The following is a 21,086-nucleotide window of genomic DNA, read 5'->3' on the forward strand; positions in this document are numbered from 1 at the left end:
AATGCGTTAAGGCTGATTCAAGATGAGTTTTTGTGGTGTTCAGGACGAACCTCAGGAACTGTACCAAAGAAACTACAGAACCTAAGAGAAAGTGGTAAGCGACTCATTTTACCCAAGAAAAGAAAGAAGAAGCCTTTTCCTCGGGTTGTTCTGTATAAGGCTCCCCGGTATCCACATAAGAAAAGAGCCGCACGCTGTTAAGCGAGCGGCATTAAGCACTGATGCTTCGCTTTTTTGTAGGCAATGTTCAAGCCTTTTCCACTACAAACTGAACTTAATTTTATCGGCTAGATGGCTCACGGCGATACCAAAGTAGTACGAGCGATTCCATTTCATCAGTACCTGATAATTATTGTATATCAGATAAGCTCGACCATTTTCATCATCGGGCATGATTAACCACGCATCGATATCTTCTTTAGGCTGAGGAAGCGCTTTGCCGTTGATTCGAGTCACACCCAACTTGCTCCACTCTGCCAATGTTTTTGCTTTGGCTTTCTGACGACCTTCCAAGCTCATATCAAAGCCGGTGGGCACCGTGACCTGACGACCCCATGTGTATCTATCGTCCCACCCAGACTGGCTTAAATAGTTAGCAGTAGAGGCAAACACGTCTGCCTTAGTATTCCAGATGTCTTTCTTTCCATCCTTATTCCCATCGGCGGCATACGCAAGAAAAGAACTTGGCATAAATTGGCACTGCCCCATTGCCCCTGCCCAAGAACCTTTCATGTTTTGAGGAGAAATGTGCCCTTGATCCAGAATGGTCAGCGCTGCCATAGTCTCTTTGCGGAAAAACGCTTCGCGGCGACCATCGAAAGAAAGCGTGGTGAGTGCATCTATCACACTGTAACCGCCCGTCAGCTTCCCGAAATTACTTTCGACCCCCCAAAGAGCGACAATGAATCTTGGTTGTACACCGTATTCATCCCCTATGCGTTTTAATTCCGTATAGTGCTGTTTGTACAACTCTCTAGCTTGCTTCACTTTCCAATCAGGAACGGCTCTTGGAATGTATTCGTCCAAGGTCAGTTTCTTTTCTGGTTGGTTTCGATCGGCTTTTACAGCTCTTGGTTTATAGGTAACGTTTTCAAATGCCTTATCAATGATCGATTGAGAAATCCCTTTTTCTAAGGCCTCTGCTTTTAGCCCTATGACATATTCATCAAAGTCTGGCTGGGCGACAGCCACATGGCTTAAACCCAAACTTAACAAAGCAACGAGTAGTTTTTTCAAGCCTTTCTCCCTAAGCGGCTAGCGTGATTATTTTTGCTTCGCCTTCTGCTCTTTGTATTTTTCTAGTAAGTTTTCTGGTGGCGGTGGAAGCTGAAGGAAATAACCTTTGCTTGCCATCGATTCTTTTACTTTTTCTACGTCTACCTGAGCCAATTTTCGACCCTCTATTTTGATGACCATAACAAAGACAGGCTTACCAAACATGTCTTTTAAAGGCTGCGGAACCTCAGAAAAATCATCTTTCTTAGGTATGTACAGGTATGCCCCCTCTTTTTTAGGGCTTTTGTAGATAGAACACAACATATGAGACCTATTTTTGCGTATTATTCTTCGCTAAAAAGTGAAGTTTTCGTAAAGTTTAAGAGATTTTGAACGTAAAGCCTCTATTTGACAATAAGTTGCTTGATGAGGAATGGGGAGAAATATAACATGCTACCATTTTAGGGTCTGGACCCAAGCCAAATTGTTTGAAATTTCACCATGACAACATCCACGGATTTAAAAGGCAGCAGTTTTACGTTATCTGTCCTTCACCTGTCAGGCACTGACGTGAGTGAGAGTGTACGTTTTCTGCACGACAAAGTCGAACAAGCCCCTGCATTTTTCCAACATGCTCCGGTAGTGCTTAACATCGAACAAATGTCCGGTGATGTCGATTTTCAGCAGTTAAAAACAGGCGTTCTTTCTACCGGAATGATCCCTGTTGGCGTGACTGGCTGTAAAGACAAACGCGCACAATCTTTAGCCAAGGAAGCGGGGTTTGCCGTTATGTCTTCAAGTAAGACCACCACTGCGCCCGCCCAGATGACACCGACTAAAATCGTGCGTACGCCCATCCGCTCTGGTCAGCAAATTTACGCGAAAGACGGTGACTTGGTCATATTGAACCATGTGAGTGCAGGCGCAGAAGTGATTGCCGATGGCAGTATTCATATCCATGGCACGTTACGAGGCAGAGCCATTGCCGGAGCCAGCGGGCAAAAAGGCGCAAAGATCATTTGCCACGATTTACAGGCTGAGCTGATTTCCATTGCAGGGAATTATTGGCTCAGTGACCAAATTGACAGTACATATTGGCAGAAAAAAATCATGCTAAGCATGCATGAAGACCAACTGACAATCGATATTCTCACGATTTAAAAAGGAAAGTTTGATGGCACGCATCATCGTTGTTACATCAGGTAAAGGTGGCGTTGGTAAAACCACCTCTAGCGCTGCGATCGCCTCTGGGCTCGCACTTAAAGGGAAGAAAACAGCCGTCATCGATTTTGATATTGGCTTACGCAATCTCGATCTCATCATGGGTTGTGAACGCCGAGTGGTTTACGATTTCGTCAATGTGATCAATGGTGAAGCAACACTGAATCAAGCCATGATTAAGGATAAGCGCACTGAAAATTTGTTTATTCTTCCTGCCTCACAAACCCGCGACAAAGACGCACTCACCAAAGACGGTGTAGAACGCATTTTGACGGAGTTGGACGAAATGGGCTTCGACTTTATCATTTGTGATTCTCCAGCGGGCATCGAACAAGGTGCGCTCATGGCGCTATACTTTGCAGATGAAGCCATTGTTACGACCAACCCTGAAGTGTCATCAGTACGAGATTCTGACCGTATTCTGGGCATTCTTGATTCTAAGAGCCGACGTGCGGAAGAAGGGAAAGACCCGGTAAAACAGCACCTCCTACTGACACGCTACAACCCAGAACGAGTCACACAAGGCGAAATGTTAAGCGTGGAAGATGTAGAAGAAATTCTGCACATTTCCTTGTTAGGCGTTATCCCGGAAAGCCAAGCAGTATTGAACGCATCCAATAAAGGGGTGCCGGTCATTTTTGATAACGACTCTGACGCAGGTCTCGCCTACGACGATGCGGTAGAACGCTTACTGGGTAACGAAAGAGTGTTCCGCTTCCTAACGGAGCAAAAGAAAGGCATCTTTAAACGACTATTTGGAGGCTAATTATGTCTTTATTGGAGTTTTTCCGACCGCAAAAGAAAACATCCGCTAGCGTTGCTAAAGAGCGTCTGCAAATTATTGTCGCAGAGCGTCGTAAGGAAGGGTCAGATGCCCCAACTTACTTACCGCAACTGAAAGAGGATATTCTGAAAGTCATCAGCAAGTATGTCGACATCGATCCTGATATGGTCAATGTGTCACTTGAACAAAGCGACGATGATTTGTCGGTATTGGAGCTCAATGTGAGATTACCAGACGAAGATAAATAAAAAAGCAGCGGCTAATTTAATTCAGTCGCTGTTTTTTATGTGGAGTGTTAGCCGAATGAGCTAGTCCGGAAGCGGCTGTTGGAACAAGTGGTCAAAGTTTTGGTTGTGGCTCTGCCATTGCTCAAAATCTTCTGCTTTCATTGGTGGAGAGATATAATAGCCTTGTACCAAATCGCAGCCATTATTCATGACAAATTCAAGTTCTTTGAAGGTCTCTACACCTTCCGCTACTGTCGATATTTCCAATTTCCTTGCTAAGGACAAGCTGGTTTCAATAATGGCTTTGCTGACTTTGCTGTTTTCTGCCGCATGAACAAAAGAGCGATCCAATTTAAGTTCTGTAAACGGAACCCGCTGCAATTGCTCCATCGTGGAAAAGCCTGTGCCAAAGTCATCGATAGACAAACCAAATCCCTTCAAACGAAAGCGAGTTAAAATATCCAAGCTGGTTGTTGCATCTTTGCTTAACAACGACTCCGTAATTTCGATCACAATGTGGCGAGCGGGAATATCGTGTTCCATCACCAATTCTTTAACCTGTCTAGGAATTTCTAAGTTTGATAAACAATAATGCGAAAAATTCACGGACAACGTTAAGTCCCAGCCGTTCGCTTTCCAACGGGCTAAGTCCGCGATACCTTGCCTGAAAATCAAATCCGTTAAGTGGCTGATTAAGCCCAATTTTTCCGCAATAGGAATAAAGACATTTGGTGGAATAGTGCCTCTTTCAGGGTGATTCCAACGGGCAAGTGCTTCCACACCAACCACTTTTCGACTTTGAATGCAAAGCTGAGGCTGATAGTGGGGAACAATATCGCCTTTCAATATCGCCTGTCTTAATTCAGCGCCAATCGCCGTGAGATTAACTTGGTATCCTTGATTGTCCCCCATCAAGCCAGAAGAACTGAACATGCGTTTCAATTCTTCAGTATTAATCGGTTTGGACAGAGCACCGAGTACTGGGATCCCTCTTTCCTGAGCGATCTTAACGGCGGTTTGCAAAATACGATCGTCTTCACCACTGATTAAAATCAGAGAAGCACTATGACGCAACGCTTCCATATGACGGATTAACTCCACACCATCCATAGACGGCATGTTCAAATCAGAAATAACCACACTGACTGGATTGAGCTGACAAGAAATAGCCTCCGCTCCCTCGACAGAATTAGTGGTTAAGGTAACCTGAACAATCCCCATAGAGTTGAGTGCTCTCTCGAGCATATTCAAAATAAACGGGTCGTCATCAATTACCAGAACATGCAGTTGCTCAAACGATTGCTCTGTCATTTTCGGATTCCTGCCTCCAGTAAGTTCACATGGTTTTATGTCGATTTTATGCTGATATTTCTCTTACTTTAACATACAAAATATGTTACAAAAAGTTACATTTCGCATTTACAGTGGTCGATCAGTGAGTTATTTCAGAACCAAATGGCAGATGATCTCCGGAAAAATAACGATTGCAATGTTGGCTATTGCGACAATCGTTGTCACTAAGGCGATCCTTAGTTTTCAAATTTATTCTCAAGTTCAGGAAAATAATGCAACAATTAGCAAACAAAGTATTCCCGGTGGGCTTGCCGCTGTAAGCATGCTGGATGAGATTGGCGATATGAACGCCGATATGTTGCACTACATTCTTGGCGATGCCACACGTACTGAATCGTTCGATAAAAACCGAGAGCAGTTTTTTAACTACCTTGATGTGCTTGAAAATTCCCAATCCATCGATATTAATACTGTCCAAGAATTAGGAAGCCTTTTTTTTCAATTCGAAAATCGCGTGAAGCTCGATATTTTTTCTTTCTACGACCCCAACGATGAAATTTGGGCAAGAACCCAAGTCAATTCGTTGGTTAATACCACCGGGCAATCACTGCTCAACCTTGCCGAAAAAGTTCAACAACTGGAATCTAACGCTCACACTTCTAAACTTTCGCTTCAAAGCGATGAGTTATTTGAGCTGATTAATGATCTTAACCAGCAAATGAGAGTGTATGTATTAGGTGATCAGGGCGTGAAGGAAAAGTTTTCAGCGTCTATTCAAAGAGCCGAATTCTTACTCACTTGGCTAAAATATCTCCTTAACGAACCTTCTTCCTATGAGGTCATTGAAACACTTCGAGCTGAACTACGGGTTATGCGAAATGGCGGCTTTGAAGTGTTTGAGCGCTATAACAATAATGACAAACGAGGTGTCCTTAAAATTGCGGAAGAAGTGACAGGTCAAGAATACAAGCAGCTTTCAGATACCATCAGTTTATTGATTACGCGCCTAGATAATCAAATGACAGAACGACTCACCGTTCTGGATGACCTGACCAATGATTATAACTATTTCTTATTCGGCTCTATTTTTACCGTTTTGGTATTCTGTACTGTCGTCACCCTTTATATCTATCGCTCTATCAGTGCGCCTCTCCTCGCCATCAACCAACAGATGAAAGAGCTCTTAAAAGGCGACACCAGTATCACCGTACCATATCGATATCGCAACGATGAAGTGGGGGAAATGGCCCGAATGCTGGAAGCATTTCGTCAAAATCAAATAGAGCGAAACCAGTATCAACAAGAAGTGATCATTGCGCGCGACAAAGCCGAATCGGCAACAAAGGCGAAGGCAAACTTCCTTGCCACTATGAGCCACGAAATCCGTACGCCAATGAATGGGATTATTGGCATGATTGACTTACTCAATACGACGAGAGTCAATCGCGAACAGCAAAGAATGCTGAAAACCGTTCGAGAGTCGTCTTTCTCATTACTTAATATCATTAACGATATTCTCGATTTCTCTAAAATTGAGGCAGGCAAGCTCGATGTAGAGAAGACAGCACTCCCACTCCGAGAAACTCTGGAAAACGTTATCTCGACCCTCTCACCTAGCGCAGAAAATGCTGGCATAGCATTTCAGCTCTATATTGACCCTGAACTTCCAGAGGAAGTGTTGGGCGATCCAGTACGTTTGCGCCAAATACTATTTAACATTATTGGCAATGCCATTAAGTTCTCATCAAAACTGTCAAGGCGCGGAGAGGTGTCACTCGAAGTGCACGCTTATTTCATTGATATTAATCAGATCACCATTCAATTCGATATTAAAGATAATGGAATCGGTATTCATCAAGATCAAATAGATACCCTCTTTACTCCGTTTACACAAGCCGAGTCGGATACCACACGTCGCTTTGGTGGAACAGGATTAGGTTTATCGATATCGAAACACTTAACTGAATTGATGGGGGGGAAAATCTCGGTAAGCAGCAAAGTTGGCATCGGAACCACATTCAGTATTCATCTTACCTTCCCATTTACACAAAGCCCGGGCAACCGTATTAAACCTGTTCATATTTCTGAAACTCAGGTCTATATCGACTTATCTTCTGAGTGGCTGCACAATCATATTCCTAGCTACCTCAAAGCTCTATGTGTTCCTTGGAAAAAACTGGATCGTCATTTATTCCCTAGTTTGAAGCTTTCAGATCCTCACTGCATCATCATTACGGACAATCTTTCCGACTTAATCGCGTTAGAGCCCGCCGCATTACACAATTCCATTAAGTATTTGGAATTGTTACCACAAGCTAACATTTCATCGCAAATTAGCGATCGAACGTTCTCTATTTCTGCGCAGCCTCTCAAGCTTTCAAACCTCAGATACGGCTTGCGTGTTGTAACAGGGATGGAAAGCCCGTTCGATATTGCACCACACACCGACGACGCTGATGAGATAGAAGAGATAAACCCAGGGGAGTCGAAAGGTCTCATTCTGGTGGCAGAAGATAACCCGGTAAACCAAGAAGTCATCAAAAAACAGCTCAAGACTTTAGGCTACGAATGTAAACTCGCCGATGAAGGCTTACATGCGCAGGCAATGTACGAACAATATGACTTCGATTTGGTGTTAACGGATTGCCATATGCCGGAGTGTGATGGCTATGAGCTCACCTCCGCTCTGCGCCAAAAGCAAATTGAAAAAGGACGAAGAATTCCTATTATCGCCGTGACTGCCAACGCCATGATTGGTGAGGCTAAAAAATGCTTAACAGCGGGTATGGACGACTACCTGCCAAAACCGATTGAACTGGAAAAGCTTAAGCGGATGCTCCACAACTGGATGCCAAATTCAAACACGACGACCAGCTCAGGGGTAGCAATGAACCTCGATGTCGTGGATACCATATTTGGTGGTGATATGAATGCCTACAAACAGAGCGTGAATGATTTCCTGCAATTCAGCTTACCGCAATACCAAGCTTTAGCCGAAGCAGAAAGCGATGAGTTTGAAATGAGCGTTATGACGAACATTGCCCACAAACTGAAATCGTCGGCAGCCACAATTGGGCTAGACGAGCTGTACCAACTGACACAAGAAATCGAACATCATTCCAAGCTTGAAGCGAAACCCGAGTTACTCAATACATTGACCCAACTCAAAACGTTGCTGCCCACCATTGAAACCTTGATAAACAATCAAAATAGCGAAACGTGAAAGGGAAGATAACAGAAAATAAAAGCAGAAGATGAAGACAGAAGAAAAGAGGCTCAGGGGATACTGAGCCTTAGAACAGTAAACATTGATGACGGCTAAAGCAGTTTATTCAGCTGCTGGCCAAACAACTCTTTACGCCAACTTGTCATCACGTCGGGTAAATTGGCGGGGTTACGATCCTTTTTCCATACCCAGCTGATCAATTGATTTAACTGTTTTTTAGAAGCGAGGAATTCCGTCGCCAAACCACTCCTCTGCGACGCTCTCTTTACTTCATCTTTAAGCTGTTTGAACAATTGTTTGTATTCAGGCTTGTCCATCAACCTTTCAACTGCATCCGGGTACTCGTCTTCAGGGACTTGCTCGCCTTTTTTCACCATGGCAATAACAGTATTACCATGTCGGCGGATTTCACGGTGGTCAAACCCTTCTTGTTCCATACGTTTCAAGCTCTTGATGCCGAATCGCGCTGCTGCCCACAAATTTTGCTCGCGGAAAACAAAGTTCAATGCGATATCACGCTTAAGAGCTTCTTCCAAACGCCATTGAGCAAGAATTTTAAGAATCGCGAGTTGGTTCGGACGAAGCTGCCAAGCCCCTTTAACGTCTTGGTAAGCCTTTTCTGGAATGTGTGTGACAACACGCTTAGAAGCGATAAGATCGGATTCCTGTTGGGCTGCTTCCCACCAGCCCGCTTCTCGTACTGCTACTTCCAGTTTTTCAAACATAGGGAGAAGGTAGTGCACATCGGCGGCGGCGTATTCCAACTGTTTGTGAGTAAGTGGTCTTGCTAACCAGTCTGTACGCGCTTCGCTTTTGTCGAGCTCTACGCCCAAGTATTCGTTTACCAACGCCGCAAAGCCCGTAGACAAACCATGCCCCAGAAATGCAGCCATAATTTGTGTGTCCATCATGGGAACAGGGATGGTGCCAAAAACATGAGCAAATACTTCGAGATCTTCTCCACACGCATGCAGAACTTTCAGTACCGAGGTATCTTTCAACAACGCTTTGAATGCACTCATGTCATCAATAACGGTAGGATCTATCAAAGACAGCGTCGAACCATCGAAGAGTTGAATGAGACCTAACTGAGGGTAGAAGGTGCGAGTTCTAACAAATTCTGTATCCAGCATCACGGTATCAACTTCGCGGGCGGACAGGCAAACCACTTCTAATGCTTCTTTTGTATCAACTATCTGATAGTTCACTTGAATCTCTTCATTGTTATTCGTTCTATATTCAGGGTTAAACCCAAGTTATCTTATGGTCAAGCAACCTCAAGGTGCTCACTCCAGTGAAGGGGCTAGGTTCATCAGTAATGAGTTGTTTGATTTTCAAACAAGGCATTCATTTGACGATCTCATACTTCTAAGTAAAAAATCAATAATGCGACCTGCCCCTCTCTGGAAGAATAACCGAGTCACTCTTTTATATGCGTAAAAATGGAATAAGCATAAAAAATGCCGGCAGTTGCCGACACTTTAACATTCTGGGATAAGTTATGCTGGTCTTTCACCCCGTTTTACAGCATACAATCTCTCATTTATGCCGTTTCATTCATCGTGCTTTCTTCGCGAAGTGCACGTCTTAAGATTTTGCCTACGTTGGTTTTGGGGAGATCATCTCGGAATTCAACAATCTTAGGGATCTTATATCCCGTGAGATGTTCACGGCAGTGGCTGATCAATTCGTCTTTGGTTAGGCTCGGATCCCGTTTAACTACGCAGATCTTCACCACTTCACCAGAGACATCATGCGGTTCACCAATGGCGGCAACTTCAAGCACTTTTCCGTGCAACGAAACCACATCTTCTATTTCATTTGGGTAGACGTTGAACCCAGAAACCAGAATCATGTCTTTTTTGCGGTCGACGATATGAAGGAAGCCTTGTTCATCAAACTTCACAATATCGCCAGTGGAAAGCCACCCATCGTGATCGATCACGTCCTTCGTCGCTTCAGGACGTTGCCAGTACCCCTGCATAACTTGCGGTCCTCGAACTTGAAGCTCACCCACTTGATCATTCGGTAATACGTTCCCTTCATCATCAATAATTCGAACATCAGTGGAGGGAACAGGCAGACCAATTGCGCCTGAATATTCCGTTGAGTCGTGCGGGTTAGCGGCGACCAACGGGGCACATTCGGTTAAACCATACCCTTCCAACAGAAAACCCCCAGTGATGCTTTTCCACTTATCCGCCACGGCACGTTGCACCGCCATACCGCCGCCAACGGCAATGTTCATTCGGCTGAAATCCAATTCTTTAAAATCTTCATTATTGACTAACGCATTAAATAACGTATTGACGCCAGTAATGGCTGTGAACGGATACTTTTGCAGCTCTTTTACAAACCCCGGAATATCACGCGGGTTTGTGATCATGAGGTTTCGTCCCCCCAACTCAATGAACAATAAGCAGTTCACAGTAAGTGCAAAAATGTGGTAAAGCGGCAGTGCGGTCACGACCAGTTCACGCCCTTCGGTTAACACGGGACCATAAGCCCCTTTGGCTTGCATGACGTTTGCGAGCATATTGCGGTGGGTCAGTACCGCGCCCTTTGCCACCCCTGTGGTGCCACCGGTGTATTGTAAAAAGGCAATATCGTCTCCAGACATAAATGGCTTCACGTATTGCTCACGGCGACCTTTTCGAATCGCTTTACGAAAAGAAATGGCATTAGGCAAATTGTACTTTGGCACCATCCCTTTCACGTATTTCACCACGAAATCGACCAAGGTTCCTTTCGCACGTGGCAGCATCTGCCCAAGGCTGGTCAAAATGACGTGTTTGATTGGCGTGTTATCAACAACTTGCTCAAGTGTGTTCGCAAAGTTAGAGACAATCACAATGGCTTTGGCACCAGAATCATTTAACTGATGTTCCAGTTCACGTGGGGTATAAAGCGGATTGACATTTACTGCAATTAAACCCGCTCGTAAAATACCGAATAAAGCAATCGGGTATTGCAGTAAGTTCGGCATCATGATCGCCACGCGATCGCCTTTTTCTAATTTCAGTTCATTTTGTAAATAAGCGGCAAATGCTCGACTGCGTTCCTCTAATTTTCGGAACGTCATGACAGAGCCCATGTTCATGAAGGCAGGCTGGTCGGCAAACTTATGTACCGATTGCTCAAACATTTCCACCAACGACGGGTAGCAGTCTGGGTCAATGGTTTCTGGTACATCACTTGGGTAACGTGTTAGCCAAACTTTATCCACAAATAAACTCCTCAAATTCGACTGTTCTGTAAACACATACATCGCCACTATTACAGCACAGCCATTCGTGCCGTGACACGAAATAATCAAACACTTGTTTAAATTTTGTTAACCAAATCCATAATCAGTTCGCTGACCTTCTCTGGATGCTCTAAATGGCAGTGGTGACCTCCGGGAATAGACTCCCATTTTTCATTGTTGTGCGGTCTTTTTTCGTCGTGCTCACCCCTCTTTAATGGGTGATGATCTTTCAACGACGAAAACCCCTTTTCGCCCAAAATAACGAGATGCGGACATGTAATGTTTTCGAGAATGTCCTTTCGCTGCTGATCGCTCATTCTGTACAAAGAATCACATTTGAGCTTTTCATCGTGTCGCCAATACCATTGCCCATCTTTTTGCTCTAAAGCGCGGTAGGTCATGGGTCTGATAAGCGCTTGCGCCACTTGGGTACGAATCGCACGAATACGAACGGCATCTTCCGGATCGGATAGGCTTTTCGGCTTTTTCTCACGATATTTCTTTCGGCTTAATACACCAGTGCGTAGCCGCTTGGTTGAATTTTCAGGGGATTCGGCAAGCGGACCATAACCCTCAATTTCCACCAAAGCCGCCACCTTTTCAGGAAACGCGGCACTATAGCAACTCGTAATCAATGCACCAAGAGAATGCCCGACCAAAATGGTTTTATTTGATGAGAATTTCGGTAAAACGCTGTGAAGATCGTCGATATAATCGTGAAATGGGTAAAAATTGTCCGTCCCTTTATCAGAAGATAATCCATGACCGGGCAAATCGATAGCCACTAAATGCAGCGTGGGATCCTTCTGATTCAGTGCTTTCATCACACCGGAAAAACTTTCCGCATTATCCATCCAACCATGAACAAAAACGACCGTCTTAGCGGCCGTTTTTGCTTCACCTAATTCGAGCGAGGCAACCATTGAATCATTGCCTAACACATATTGACTCGTGTTCATTATTTCACTTCTTGAATCACTTTAGCTCGGCTTGAGCTCATTCGACTTGAACGACCATTCACCTTAAACTTTAAAGCATACGTTACGAGGAAAAATGAGCGTCATTGGGGCGCCATTTTAGATATAAATATCGACGCCAAGAAGCTGTGCAAGTTCTTCTTTTTTCGCTTGATTCATGACACCCATGTATTCTTCCATCGCTTTACGAGAACGCCCTTCCGGCAAATCATATTCAATCTGCGCGCGGTGTATCTCTGACTCGTCGACATGCCTGATGGTTTGAGCAACAGCATTAGCCACCTTAGTCGGTTGGCTGACGGAGTGTTTTCCCTGCTCTTTCTTTACCTTAGACTGCTTTTGAGCCTTATTGGTATGAGGGACAACAACAAGGGGTAATCCATTAATGGAAGCCATAGGTGTCCTTTTTAGAACCTGACAATCTAAAGATTAGCAGAGTCTTTCGTTTATTCCTTACCAGGTAGTTTTTTCCAAGTCACATTGTCACGCAGGTATACTGGGCTGGAATCTTCCACTGCCACGGCCTTACCTTTCGCAAACTCGAACTGAGCCAAAACCACCATATCCTGTGCGTCTGGGTAGAGTACGTCGCTACCTTCGGTATGAATCGGTAAAGACGCCAATCCCTCTGAATACGCATCCCAACCCGTTCCGGCTTGAGTCCAAACGTGTTCATCGCGCACCAAGTTTTCCGCCAATACTGTGGGCGGTACGACACATTCAGGCTCTTGCGTTAGCCATTCGCCGCTTTCTTGACGCACATAACGCCCCCAATAAATTTCACTCATTCTAGCATCTATTGCACTGGCTACCTGCCTTTTGCCATACAGGCGGTAACAGGCTTGTGCCATGGCTTCCATGGTAGAGACACCTATCATGGGCAAATCGGCACCAAATGCTAGGCCTTGCGCAATACCGATGCCAATACGAACACCAGTGAAGCTTCCCGGTCCACGTCCAAAGGCCAACGCGTCCAAATCTTGCAAAGCAATATTGGCTTCTTTGAGAACTTCATCAACCATGGGTAGCACTTTCTTAGTGTGATCGCGAGGCGCTACTTCACTTCGTGCGTACAGTTTTCCATCCACAATCAATGCAACAGAGCAATTTTCTGTCGCGGTATCTATAGCTAAGATTTTTGCGCTCATTTACGCCTCAGTTATTCATTTATCTATTCTGGGGGGTTGGCTGAAAAGACTTAACCAACCCACATCAAAACACGTCTTCTCATTCAGAACGTGCCTTTTGACTCAAAAATTGGTTAACAACATCCAAATCCCGTGTTCTTGGTATTGGCGGCAAACTTTGCAAAAAGACGGCCCCATAATCACGTGTGACCAATCGGTTATCACAGATGATCAGTGCACCTTGGTCTTTTTTATCTCGAATTAAACGCCCCACCCCTTGTTTAAGAGTAATCACGGCATCGGGTATTTGTACCTGACTGAATGGTTCGCCCCCATTCAGACGACAATCTTCTATACGCGCTTTGAGTAAGGGATCATCGGGTGCGGTAAAAGGAAGTTTATCAATAATAACACAGCTCAACGCATCACCTCTAACGTCGATCCCCTCCCAAAACGCGCCCGTTGCCACTAACAGGGCATTGCCCAATTCTAGGTATTCTGCCAGTAATTTCTGCTTGGTGGTTTCCCCTTGCATAAGTACTGGAATCGAGAGTTGTTCTCGGAACCGTTCCGCTAAGTCGCGCATCATACTGTGAGAAGTACAAAGAAAAAAGCACCGCCCACCATTCTTTTCTATAACGGGGCCGAGCATTCTGGCTAAACGTTCAGACATTCCAGGGCTGTTTGGTTCTGGAAGGTATCGGGGGACACACAGTCTCGCTTGTGCCTGATAATCGAACGGACTGGGCAGTGAAAACTGCCGCGGAGGCTCCAAGCCTAAACGATGAGTGAAGTGGCTAAAATCGTCCTGCACCGCCAGTGTGGCAGACGTGAATATCCACGCGCCCGGTTTCATTTCGACCTGTTCACGGAATTTCTCGGCGACAGACAAAGGGGTAATGTGTAATGAAAAATGGCGAGGGGTGCATTCAAACCAATACGAGTAGCCAGTAATATCAACCTCGCAAACCCGAGCAATTCTGGCTTTGATTGCGTTCGCTCGCTCAAACGCGGCATCCAGTAATTCACTTCGCCCCAGCGCGACTTTGAGTACCTCAATCGCCAGCTCTAACGCATCAAGTAAACGGGTGGTCTCCCGCTCTATAGACGATGATTTCATGGCTTCTCGCCAATTCCCTCGAAAACCAGGATCTCCTAAGACAAGCCTCATTTCCATCGCAGACTGAATCAAACGATCGGCTACCTTCTGCAACTGGCGCATGTCCTTGGCTTCGGTTCGATACCCGATCTCAATGTCTTTCGACAGTTCTTGAATTTGACGGCTGGAAATGGACGAACCGAAGTATTGGCTCGCAATGTCTGGAATTTGGTGCGCTTCATCAAATACAAACACTTCCGCTTCAGGAATCAATTCTCCAAAGCCGGTTTCCTTGATGGCAAGATCCGCAAGAAATAAGTGGTGATTCACGACAACGACATCGGAATCCATGGCTTTCTTACGCGCTTTAAGTACAAAGCAGTCTTGATAACTCGGGCATTCTTTGCCCAAGCAATTGTCATTGGTTGAGGTAATATCGGGGATGATGGGGCTATCTTCGGCGATATCATCGCATTCCCCTAGATCACCACTTTTGGTTTCGGATGACCAACGGCGTACCTTCACAAGCTGGGTCAGTAGCGTTGAGTCTGCCTCAATACCATGGCTTTCCACCATTTGCCGACTCAGTCTATCCAAACACAGGTAATTGGAGCGCCCTTTTAGCAAGGCGACACTGCCATAATAGCCAAGGGCATCGACCATTAGCGGTAAATCACGATGAAACAGTTGTTCTTGAAGGTTCTTTGAGCCGGTACTGATGATGGTTTTTTTACCACTCAACAATGCAGGCACTAAATAGGCAAAGGTTTTCCCTGTGCCCGTCCCCGCCTCGACCACCAGCTGAGATTGATCTTTGATCGATTTTTCGACGGCGCGAGCCATATCTAACTGTGCTTGTCGGGGCTGAAACCCTTTAATGGCTTTGCCTAACGCACCATTAGCGGAAAAGGTTTTATCGATCATAGATTCTGCGGGTTGAAAACAAAGAAAGAATTATACTCAATCAACCTCAAGATGCGACTCCTGAAAGAGAAGTTTCGTCGGAGATTCGGAAGAAAAACAAAGGCGCAAATTTGGAGAGACATTTGCGCCTTAAAGAAGTCACCATAACTGGGTTAAGAAACTCTTATCACTTTCGATATAAGTATCGCTCCAACCAAGCTGGACCTTGGAACGTGTCATCGGCAAGCAGAGCGTGCACCGCTTCAGATGGTGTGGCTTTTTCTTCCCAAAGTTGGTTGAGTATCTCTTCATCAATATCATGATCGCCAACAAGGGTTGTGACTCGTTCTACATACAATCTACGGGCTAACAGTTCTTTATCCATAGCAAACACCTCTCTGATATGCGGGAGTAAAAATCAACCAGCTCCATAGCCGACTCCCGAACGTGCGTATTTTGTTGAAACCACCGCCATAATAGATTAATTATAGACAACATATTGAGGCTCATACTGCGAATTCTTTTTTATAAAGCCCACTCTCGTCTCAAAATAATTTATTCGAAATTCAAAAAAATACTACAGGAAGTAACCCAAATAATGGAAAGAAAAACGCTACTTACGCATTGCAGTGATGCCCCCGGATTGATCTCAAAAATCACCAATATTTGCTATAAACATCAGCTCAATATTATTCATAACAATGAATATGTTGATAACTCTAGCGGCCATTTTTTTATGCGAACAGAGCTAGAAGGTTACTTTAATGATGAAACGCTTTTGCTGGATTTGGATCAAGCGCTGCCATCAGGTGCGAAGAAAAGGCTAATAAGCTCCGAACGGAAGAAAGTGGTGATTCTTGTTACCAAAGAAGCACACTGCATCGGAGATATTCTGATGAAAAACTACGACGGCAGCTTGAATATCGATATTGCAGCGGTTGTGGGTAACTACGACACCTTGCAAAATTTGACGGAAAAATTCGACATTCCATACCACCATGTGTCTCACGTCGATTTAACTCGTGAAGAGCATGAGCAAAAGATGTTAGAGGTCATTGATGGCTATGAGGTCGATTACCTCATCCTTGCCAAGTATATGCGTGTACTCACCCCTGCATTTGTTGAAAAGTACCACCATAAAATCATCAATATCCACCACAGCTTTTTACCCGCGTTTATCGGTGCCAAACCTTATCAGCAAGCGTTTGATCGTGGCGTGAAGATCATTGGTGCTACGGCTCATTTCGTAACAAATGATTTGGATGAAGGCCCCATCATCAAGCAAGACGTGATCCCCGTGGATCATAACTTCAGTGCTGCCGATATGGCGCAAGCGGGCCGTGACGTAGAGAAAAATGTACTCAGTAAAGCCATCAACAAAGTCGTCAATGACCATGTGTTTGTTTATGGCAATAAGACCGTGATTTTGTAGCGTTAAGGCCAACACCGTCTGCTAACCCAATCCTGATACAAAAAGTGAACGGCGCAAAAAACGGTGAGTGTTTTCTCGCCGTTCATGGTGTCAGGATAGGATTATCCTTATCTCCAGCTAGATTAACCTTGCTCAGATGCAATAACACGTTTAAGAGAGTGAGGGTGGAGCTTGATGCATACCCCTTTGTGTTGGAATGCGACCGTCGGGTTTGGCAACCTTTCCCCTTCTCCCTTAGGACAAGAAACTTTCACTTTGATACCTATTTCTTCAAATTCAGCGGACTTTTCTTGAAAGTTTGGAAACGTCGATGTTAAAAAAGCCAAATAGTCGGCGGCTGTCTCTGCTTGGGATGGAATCACAAACTCCACGTGCTCCCATGATTCAACAGGGTAACGTTTCCCTGCGGCGGGATAGGGCAACTCTAAACACTCGAATGACCAGCCATTTGCCATAAGCGGTTGCGTAAACGCCAACACGATAATGGGTCGCCCATTAATGTGAGCACAAGAGATTTCGTTTCCCCATTTCAGCCATTCTTTGTGCGCGAATCGAGCAGCCTCCGGATCGTTCACTCTTATCGCTATGTGATCGGCTTGATAATCGGCTAACTCTATTCCGATAAGCTCAGAAAGAGTCTGAATTTTTGCCATAAATTCGGGTAGCTGAAGCAACATATTTTCGGGTAGAAGATGAGCATGTGGCGTCACTTGGGGCATGGTGTTCTCACTAAAAGTTCTATTTTCTCGCCATACTAGCAAGATCACGTGGAAAAGTAGTAAAAATCGCTTTTTTCTGACTACTAGACGATGAAGAAAGTTGATATGATTAACGCCATTTTGTGAACTAGAACAAGTATCCATTCCCCCACTCCAAACACCACGGGAATGCATCAAAGCAATTCTTAGAATTGAAGGAAACTCGTGTGAATATCCAAGCACTTATTAACGACAAAGTATCTCAGGCTCTTGAAGCCGCTGGCGCACCTGCAGGAAGCCCTGCCGCTGTTCGCCAATCTGCAAAAGCACAGTTTGGTGACTACCAAGCAAACGGTGTAATGGGTGTCGCCAAAAAGCTAGGCACTAATCCTAGAGAATTTGCGCAAAAAGTACTGGATGTTTTAGACCTAGACGGCATCGCAAGCAAAACCGAGATTGCGGGTCCAGGCTTCATCAACATCTTCCTAAGTGAAGAATTTTTAGCCAAACAGGCCGACGCCGCATTGGCTGATGATCGCCTAGGTGTGGCAAAGGACGAACCAAAAACCATCGTTACCGATTATTCGGCTCCTAACGTTGCTAAAGAAATGGCGGTTCACCACATTCGTTCAACCGTTATTGGTGACGCGGTGACTCGCACGCTTGAATTCTTAGGGCACAAAGTCATTCGTGCCAACCACATTGGTGATTGGGGAACGCAATTCGGTATGCTCATCGCAAACCTAGAGCGTGTTCAGAAGGAATCTGGCGAAGTGTCGATGGAGCTTTCCGACTTAGAAGCTTTCTACCGCGAATCGAAAAAGCTGTACGATGAAGATGAAACCTTCGCTGAAAAAGCGCGTAACTACGTGGTTAAGTTACAAAGTGGCGATGAGTACTGCGCAGAAATGTGGAAAAAGCTTGTCGACATCACGATGGTTCAAAACCAACGCAACTACGACCGTTTAAATGTATCGCTCACCCTGAACGATGTGATGGGCGAAAGCATGTACAACAACATGCTGCCAGAAATTGTCGCTGACCTTAAAGAAAAAGGGTTGGCGCAAGAAGATGACGGCGCTCAAGTTGTTTTCCTCGATGAATACAAAAACAAAGATGGCGAACCGATGGGCGTTATTGTGCAAAAGCGCGATGGTGGCTTCCTATACACCACCACCGATATTGCGTGTGCGAAATACCGCTACGAAAAGCTTGGTGCAGACCGCGTGCTGTACTTCATCGATTCGCGTCAGCATCAGCACCTTATGCAAGCTTGGACGATCGTCCGTAAAGCCGGTTACCTTCCTGAAGACGTGTCACTGGAACACCATGCGTTCGGCATGATGCTGGGTAAAGATGGTCGCCCTTTCAAAACCCGTGCAGGGGGATCGGTAAAACTCACCGATCTCCTGGACGAAGCAGAGCAACGTGCTGAAAAACTGATTGAATCCAAAAACCCAGGGTTAGATTCAGAAGAGAAAACTAAGATAGCCAATACCGTCGCGATGGCGGCTGTGAAATACGCCGACTTATCCAAACACCGCACAACAGACTACGTGTTTGATTGGGATAACATGCTGGCATTCGAAGGCAACACTGCGCCATACATGCAATACGCCTACACGCGTGTCGCCTCTGTTTTCGCCAAAGCCGGCGTGTCGATGGATTCGCTTCAAGGCGAAATCAAAGTGACGGAAGAAAAAGAAAAAGCATTGATCGCTAAATTACTTCAGTTCGAAGAAGCCGTTCAGTCTGTGGCTCGCGAAGGTCAGCCTCACATCATGTGTAGCTACTTATTTGAACTAGCAGGTCAATTCTCTAGCTTCTATGAAGCGTGCCCTATCCTAGTCGCAGATGACGAAGCCGTAAAACAAAGCCGCTTGAAATTGGCGGCGTTGACGGCGAAAACCATCAAGCAAGGTTTGTCACTGTTGGGTATCGAAACGCTAGAGCGCATGTAACCCATCGGCCATTCGCTGACTTAAAACGACAACCCCTCGACAAGTGCGAGGGGTTGTTTTATTTGTAGCGTTCAAGAAGCCAGTCTCACTCACATGCCCAATTCATACGAGAAAAGTCAAAATAGAAACTTTGCATGGGTATGTAATTCAAGCCTTTCAAGCATTTGTGAACACCAAGCTTATCGACTGAGTTTTGCAGAAAAATATCCACTTGATTATCCACCAAATATTGCTGAACCTGCTTGTAAATATCGTTGCGGGCAGCCGGATCGTTTTCTAGCCTCGCTTGTTCAATCCAACCATCCACTTTTTTATCTTGCAACCAAGACATCGAAGCCCAACTCCCTGATGCATCCGAATGGTATTGATTAAAGAATACCGCATCAGGTGACGGGTAGACTGGCTCGTAAAAGATCTGGTTTACGTTTGGTGTGGTTTCCGGTTTCGAAGCGATCTCCGTTACTCTATTCCAAGGGTCTTTTTGAAGGGTGGTTTTAAAACCAATGGTTTCAAGTGTCGACTGCAATAGTAGCGCGATTTCTTCTTCAAACGCCGCACCCGCCACGTAACCCAGCACTAAAGGGATGTTGCCTTTTCCCGCGTATTTTGATTGTTCGACGTATTGCTTGGCTTTCTCTAAATCAAACTCGGGTAGCGTTAGGGAATCAAGATAAGCGGATTTAAAAGCGGGCGGTAAAGGTCCGGCTAACGACTCGCCTTCATAAATCACGTCATTGATAGTGGCATAATCCACAGCGTAAGCGATGGCTTTACGGATATTCACATCGTCTGTCGGCGCGACTTTATTGTTGAGTTTGATGTAAAAGCCAGTCGCCGTTTTCTGTTTGACTATCTCGTAGTTTTCCAGTTTCGCCAGTGCGTTATACGTCTCTTCAGCTTGGTAAACGCTGGTTAGGTGTAATTCCCCCTTGTTCGCCAACGCTTTTACCGTCGCTTCATCGTTTGTGACCAACAAGCGCACTTTATCGATGGGTTTGTCGCCAAAGGTGCCATGATAGCCCGTGTAACGTTCAAGCATCATGCGGCTGCCTCGCTGCCAACTGACTTTTTTATACGGCCCGGCACCCAATACATTCTCGGCAATGTAGTCTTCAGCCCATTTGTCGCCTTTGCCCATTTCCATCGCCTTGTCGCTGTTGACAACAAACAGCAGCGGCGTCGTGGCTAAAAAAGCAGAGGAAGGCTCCGTTAAGCCTATCTGAACGGTTTGAGTATCGATGGCTTTCAATTTTGTTAAGTCGATACTTTTTGAGAAAAAGCCTGCCGGTCCTTCGTTTAAGGTCAATAAACGCTGGATAGAATAGACCACGTCTTTTGCTTCAATGACGCTTCCGTCATGAAATGTCGCGCCTTGTTTTAGGCGGAACAAATACGTTTTGCCGTCTTCAGACACTTCCCAACTTTCGGCAAGCAATGGGGCGATATCACCGGCAGTATTGACGGTAGTCAGACCATCATACAAATTGACTGCCCCCATATACTCGGTGTAGTCGGTAATTTTCGCTGGGTCTATCGTACCGATGATTTGAACCATACTTACGGTGATTTCAACCGGTTTATTGTCTGCGATCGGTTTATTGTCTGCGACGGCAAAAGGCGCAGACAAGATACCAGCAAGAACCAGCATTTGTATTGCTTTCTTCATAACCTTTACT

The 21,086-nt window shown here is 45.2% G+C and carries 18 protein-coding genes; 6 read left to right on the forward strand and 12 right to left on the reverse strand.

What is annotated here, in order from left to right; all coding sequences use genetic code 11:
• Positions 1 to 261: 261 nt before the first annotated feature.
• Positions 262 to 1,236 carry a lytic murein transglycosylase gene (locus HC752_RS19225; protein WP_190336823.1) on the reverse strand — a complete coding sequence of 325 codons (975 nt, stop codon included), beginning with the start codon at positions 1,234 to 1,236 and terminating at the stop codon, positions 262 to 264.
• A gap of 27 nt (positions 1,237 to 1,263) precedes the next feature.
• On the reverse strand, positions 1,264 to 1,539 hold the full coding sequence (locus HC752_RS19230; protein ID WP_190336824.1) for a YcgL domain-containing protein: 276 nt from the start codon (positions 1,537 to 1,539) through the stop codon (positions 1,264 to 1,266).
• A 177-nt stretch (positions 1,540 to 1,716) separates the two neighbouring features.
• Between HC752_RS19230 and minC the strand changes: the two genes are divergently transcribed.
• From minC to minE, 3 genes are read left to right on the forward strand one after another with little or no spacing between them, the layout of a single operon-like run.
• On the forward strand, positions 1,717 to 2,376 hold the full coding sequence (minC, locus tag HC752_RS19235; protein ID WP_190336825.1) for a septum site-determining protein MinC: 660 nt from the start codon (positions 1,717 to 1,719) through the stop codon (positions 2,374 to 2,376).
• 13 nt (positions 2,377 to 2,389) lie between these two features.
• A complete protein-coding gene (gene minD, locus HC752_RS19240; protein WP_190336826.1) occupies positions 2,390 to 3,202 on the forward strand; it encodes a septum site-determining protein MinD in 813 nt (270 codons plus the stop codon).
• Positions 3,203 to 3,204: 2 nt separating this feature from the next.
• On the forward strand, positions 3,205 to 3,468 hold the full coding sequence (minE, locus tag HC752_RS19245) for a cell division topological specificity factor MinE (RefSeq protein WP_190336827.1): 264 nt from the start codon (positions 3,205 to 3,207) through the stop codon (positions 3,466 to 3,468).
• A gap of 60 nt (positions 3,469 to 3,528) precedes the next feature.
• On the opposite strand, the gene HC752_RS19250 is transcribed toward minE, so the two are convergent.
• Entirely contained in the window at positions 3,529 to 4,758 is a 1,230-nt protein-coding gene (locus tag HC752_RS19250) for an EAL domain-containing response regulator (protein WP_190336828.1), read from the reverse strand.
• A 124-nt stretch (positions 4,759 to 4,882) separates the two neighbouring features.
• Here HC752_RS19250 and HC752_RS19255 point away from each other — a divergent pair, with 124 nt between their 5' ends.
• Positions 4,883 to 7,963, forward strand: coding sequence for an ATP-binding protein (locus HC752_RS19255; protein ID WP_190336829.1), 3,081 nt, complete (start codon positions 4,883 to 4,885; stop codon positions 7,961 to 7,963).
• Positions 7,964 to 8,058: 95 nt separating this feature from the next.
• On the opposite strand, the gene rnd is transcribed toward HC752_RS19255, so the two are convergent.
• The 7 genes from rnd to HC752_RS19290 form a co-directional block, all read right to left on the reverse strand.
• A complete protein-coding gene (gene rnd, locus HC752_RS19260) occupies positions 8,059 to 9,174 on the reverse strand; it encodes a ribonuclease D (RefSeq protein ID WP_190336830.1) in 1,116 nt (371 codons plus the stop codon).
• Between the two features lie 335 nt (positions 9,175 to 9,509).
• The gene (gene fadD / locus HC752_RS19265) at positions 9,510 to 11,192 is read right to left on the reverse strand and encodes a long-chain-fatty-acid--CoA ligase FadD (RefSeq protein WP_190336831.1); all 1,683 of its coding nucleotides are present in this window, start codon (positions 11,190 to 11,192) and stop codon (positions 9,510 to 9,512) included.
• A 98-nt stretch (positions 11,193 to 11,290) separates the two neighbouring features.
• Positions 11,291 to 12,172: an alpha/beta fold hydrolase gene (locus tag HC752_RS19270; protein WP_190336832.1), complete on the reverse strand. Its 882-nt coding sequence runs from the start codon at positions 12,170 to 12,172 to the stop codon at positions 11,291 to 11,293.
• 117 nt (positions 12,173 to 12,289) lie between these two features.
• Complete coding sequence (locus tag HC752_RS19275; protein WP_190336833.1) at positions 12,290 to 12,586, reverse strand: chromosome partitioning protein ParA; 297 nt, start codon at positions 12,584 to 12,586, stop codon at positions 12,290 to 12,292.
• A gap of 50 nt (positions 12,587 to 12,636) precedes the next feature.
• Positions 12,637 to 13,338 (reverse strand): tRNA (adenosine(37)-N6)-threonylcarbamoyltransferase complex dimerization subunit type 1 TsaB, encoded by a 702-nt coding sequence (gene tsaB / locus HC752_RS19280; protein ID WP_190336834.1) that lies wholly within the window; start codon positions 13,336 to 13,338, stop codon positions 12,637 to 12,639.
• 79 nt (positions 13,339 to 13,417) lie between these two features.
• Positions 13,418 to 15,340 (reverse strand): ATP-dependent DNA helicase, encoded by a 1,923-nt coding sequence (locus HC752_RS19285; RefSeq protein ID WP_190336835.1) that lies wholly within the window; start codon positions 15,338 to 15,340, stop codon positions 13,418 to 13,420.
• 166 nt (positions 15,341 to 15,506) lie between these two features.
• The gene (locus HC752_RS19290) at positions 15,507 to 15,704 is read right to left on the reverse strand and encodes a hypothetical protein (RefSeq protein WP_190336836.1); all 198 of its coding nucleotides are present in this window, start codon (positions 15,702 to 15,704) and stop codon (positions 15,507 to 15,509) included.
• Positions 15,705 to 15,917: 213 nt separating this feature from the next.
• On the opposite strand from HC752_RS19290, the gene purU reads away from it, so the two are divergent.
• Positions 15,918 to 16,751: a formyltetrahydrofolate deformylase gene (gene purU / locus HC752_RS19295; protein ID WP_190336837.1), complete on the forward strand. Its 834-nt coding sequence runs from the start codon at positions 15,918 to 15,920 to the stop codon at positions 16,749 to 16,751.
• 122 nt (positions 16,752 to 16,873) lie between these two features.
• Here purU and HC752_RS19300 read toward each other — a convergent pair whose 3' ends face one another.
• A complete protein-coding gene (locus HC752_RS19300) occupies positions 16,874 to 17,470 on the reverse strand; it encodes a VOC family protein (RefSeq protein ID WP_190336838.1) in 597 nt (198 codons plus the stop codon).
• 206 nt (positions 17,471 to 17,676) lie between these two features.
• On the opposite strand from HC752_RS19300, the gene argS reads away from it, so the two are divergent.
• The gene (argS, locus tag HC752_RS19305) at positions 17,677 to 19,410 is read left to right on the forward strand and encodes an arginine--tRNA ligase (protein ID WP_190336839.1); all 1,734 of its coding nucleotides are present in this window, start codon (positions 17,677 to 17,679) and stop codon (positions 19,408 to 19,410) included.
• An 85-nt stretch (positions 19,411 to 19,495) separates the two neighbouring features.
• On the opposite strand, the gene HC752_RS19310 is transcribed toward argS, so the two are convergent.
• Positions 19,496 to 21,076: an ABC transporter substrate-binding protein gene (locus tag HC752_RS19310; protein WP_190336840.1), complete on the reverse strand. Its 1,581-nt coding sequence runs from the start codon at positions 21,074 to 21,076 to the stop codon at positions 19,496 to 19,498.
• Positions 21,077 to 21,086 lie beyond the last annotated feature (10 nt).

This window comes from Vibrio sp. S9_S30, assembly GCF_014694455.1.
In the GTDB taxonomy this organism is placed as follows: Bacteria; Pseudomonadota; Gammaproteobacteria; order Enterobacterales; family Vibrionaceae; genus Vibrio.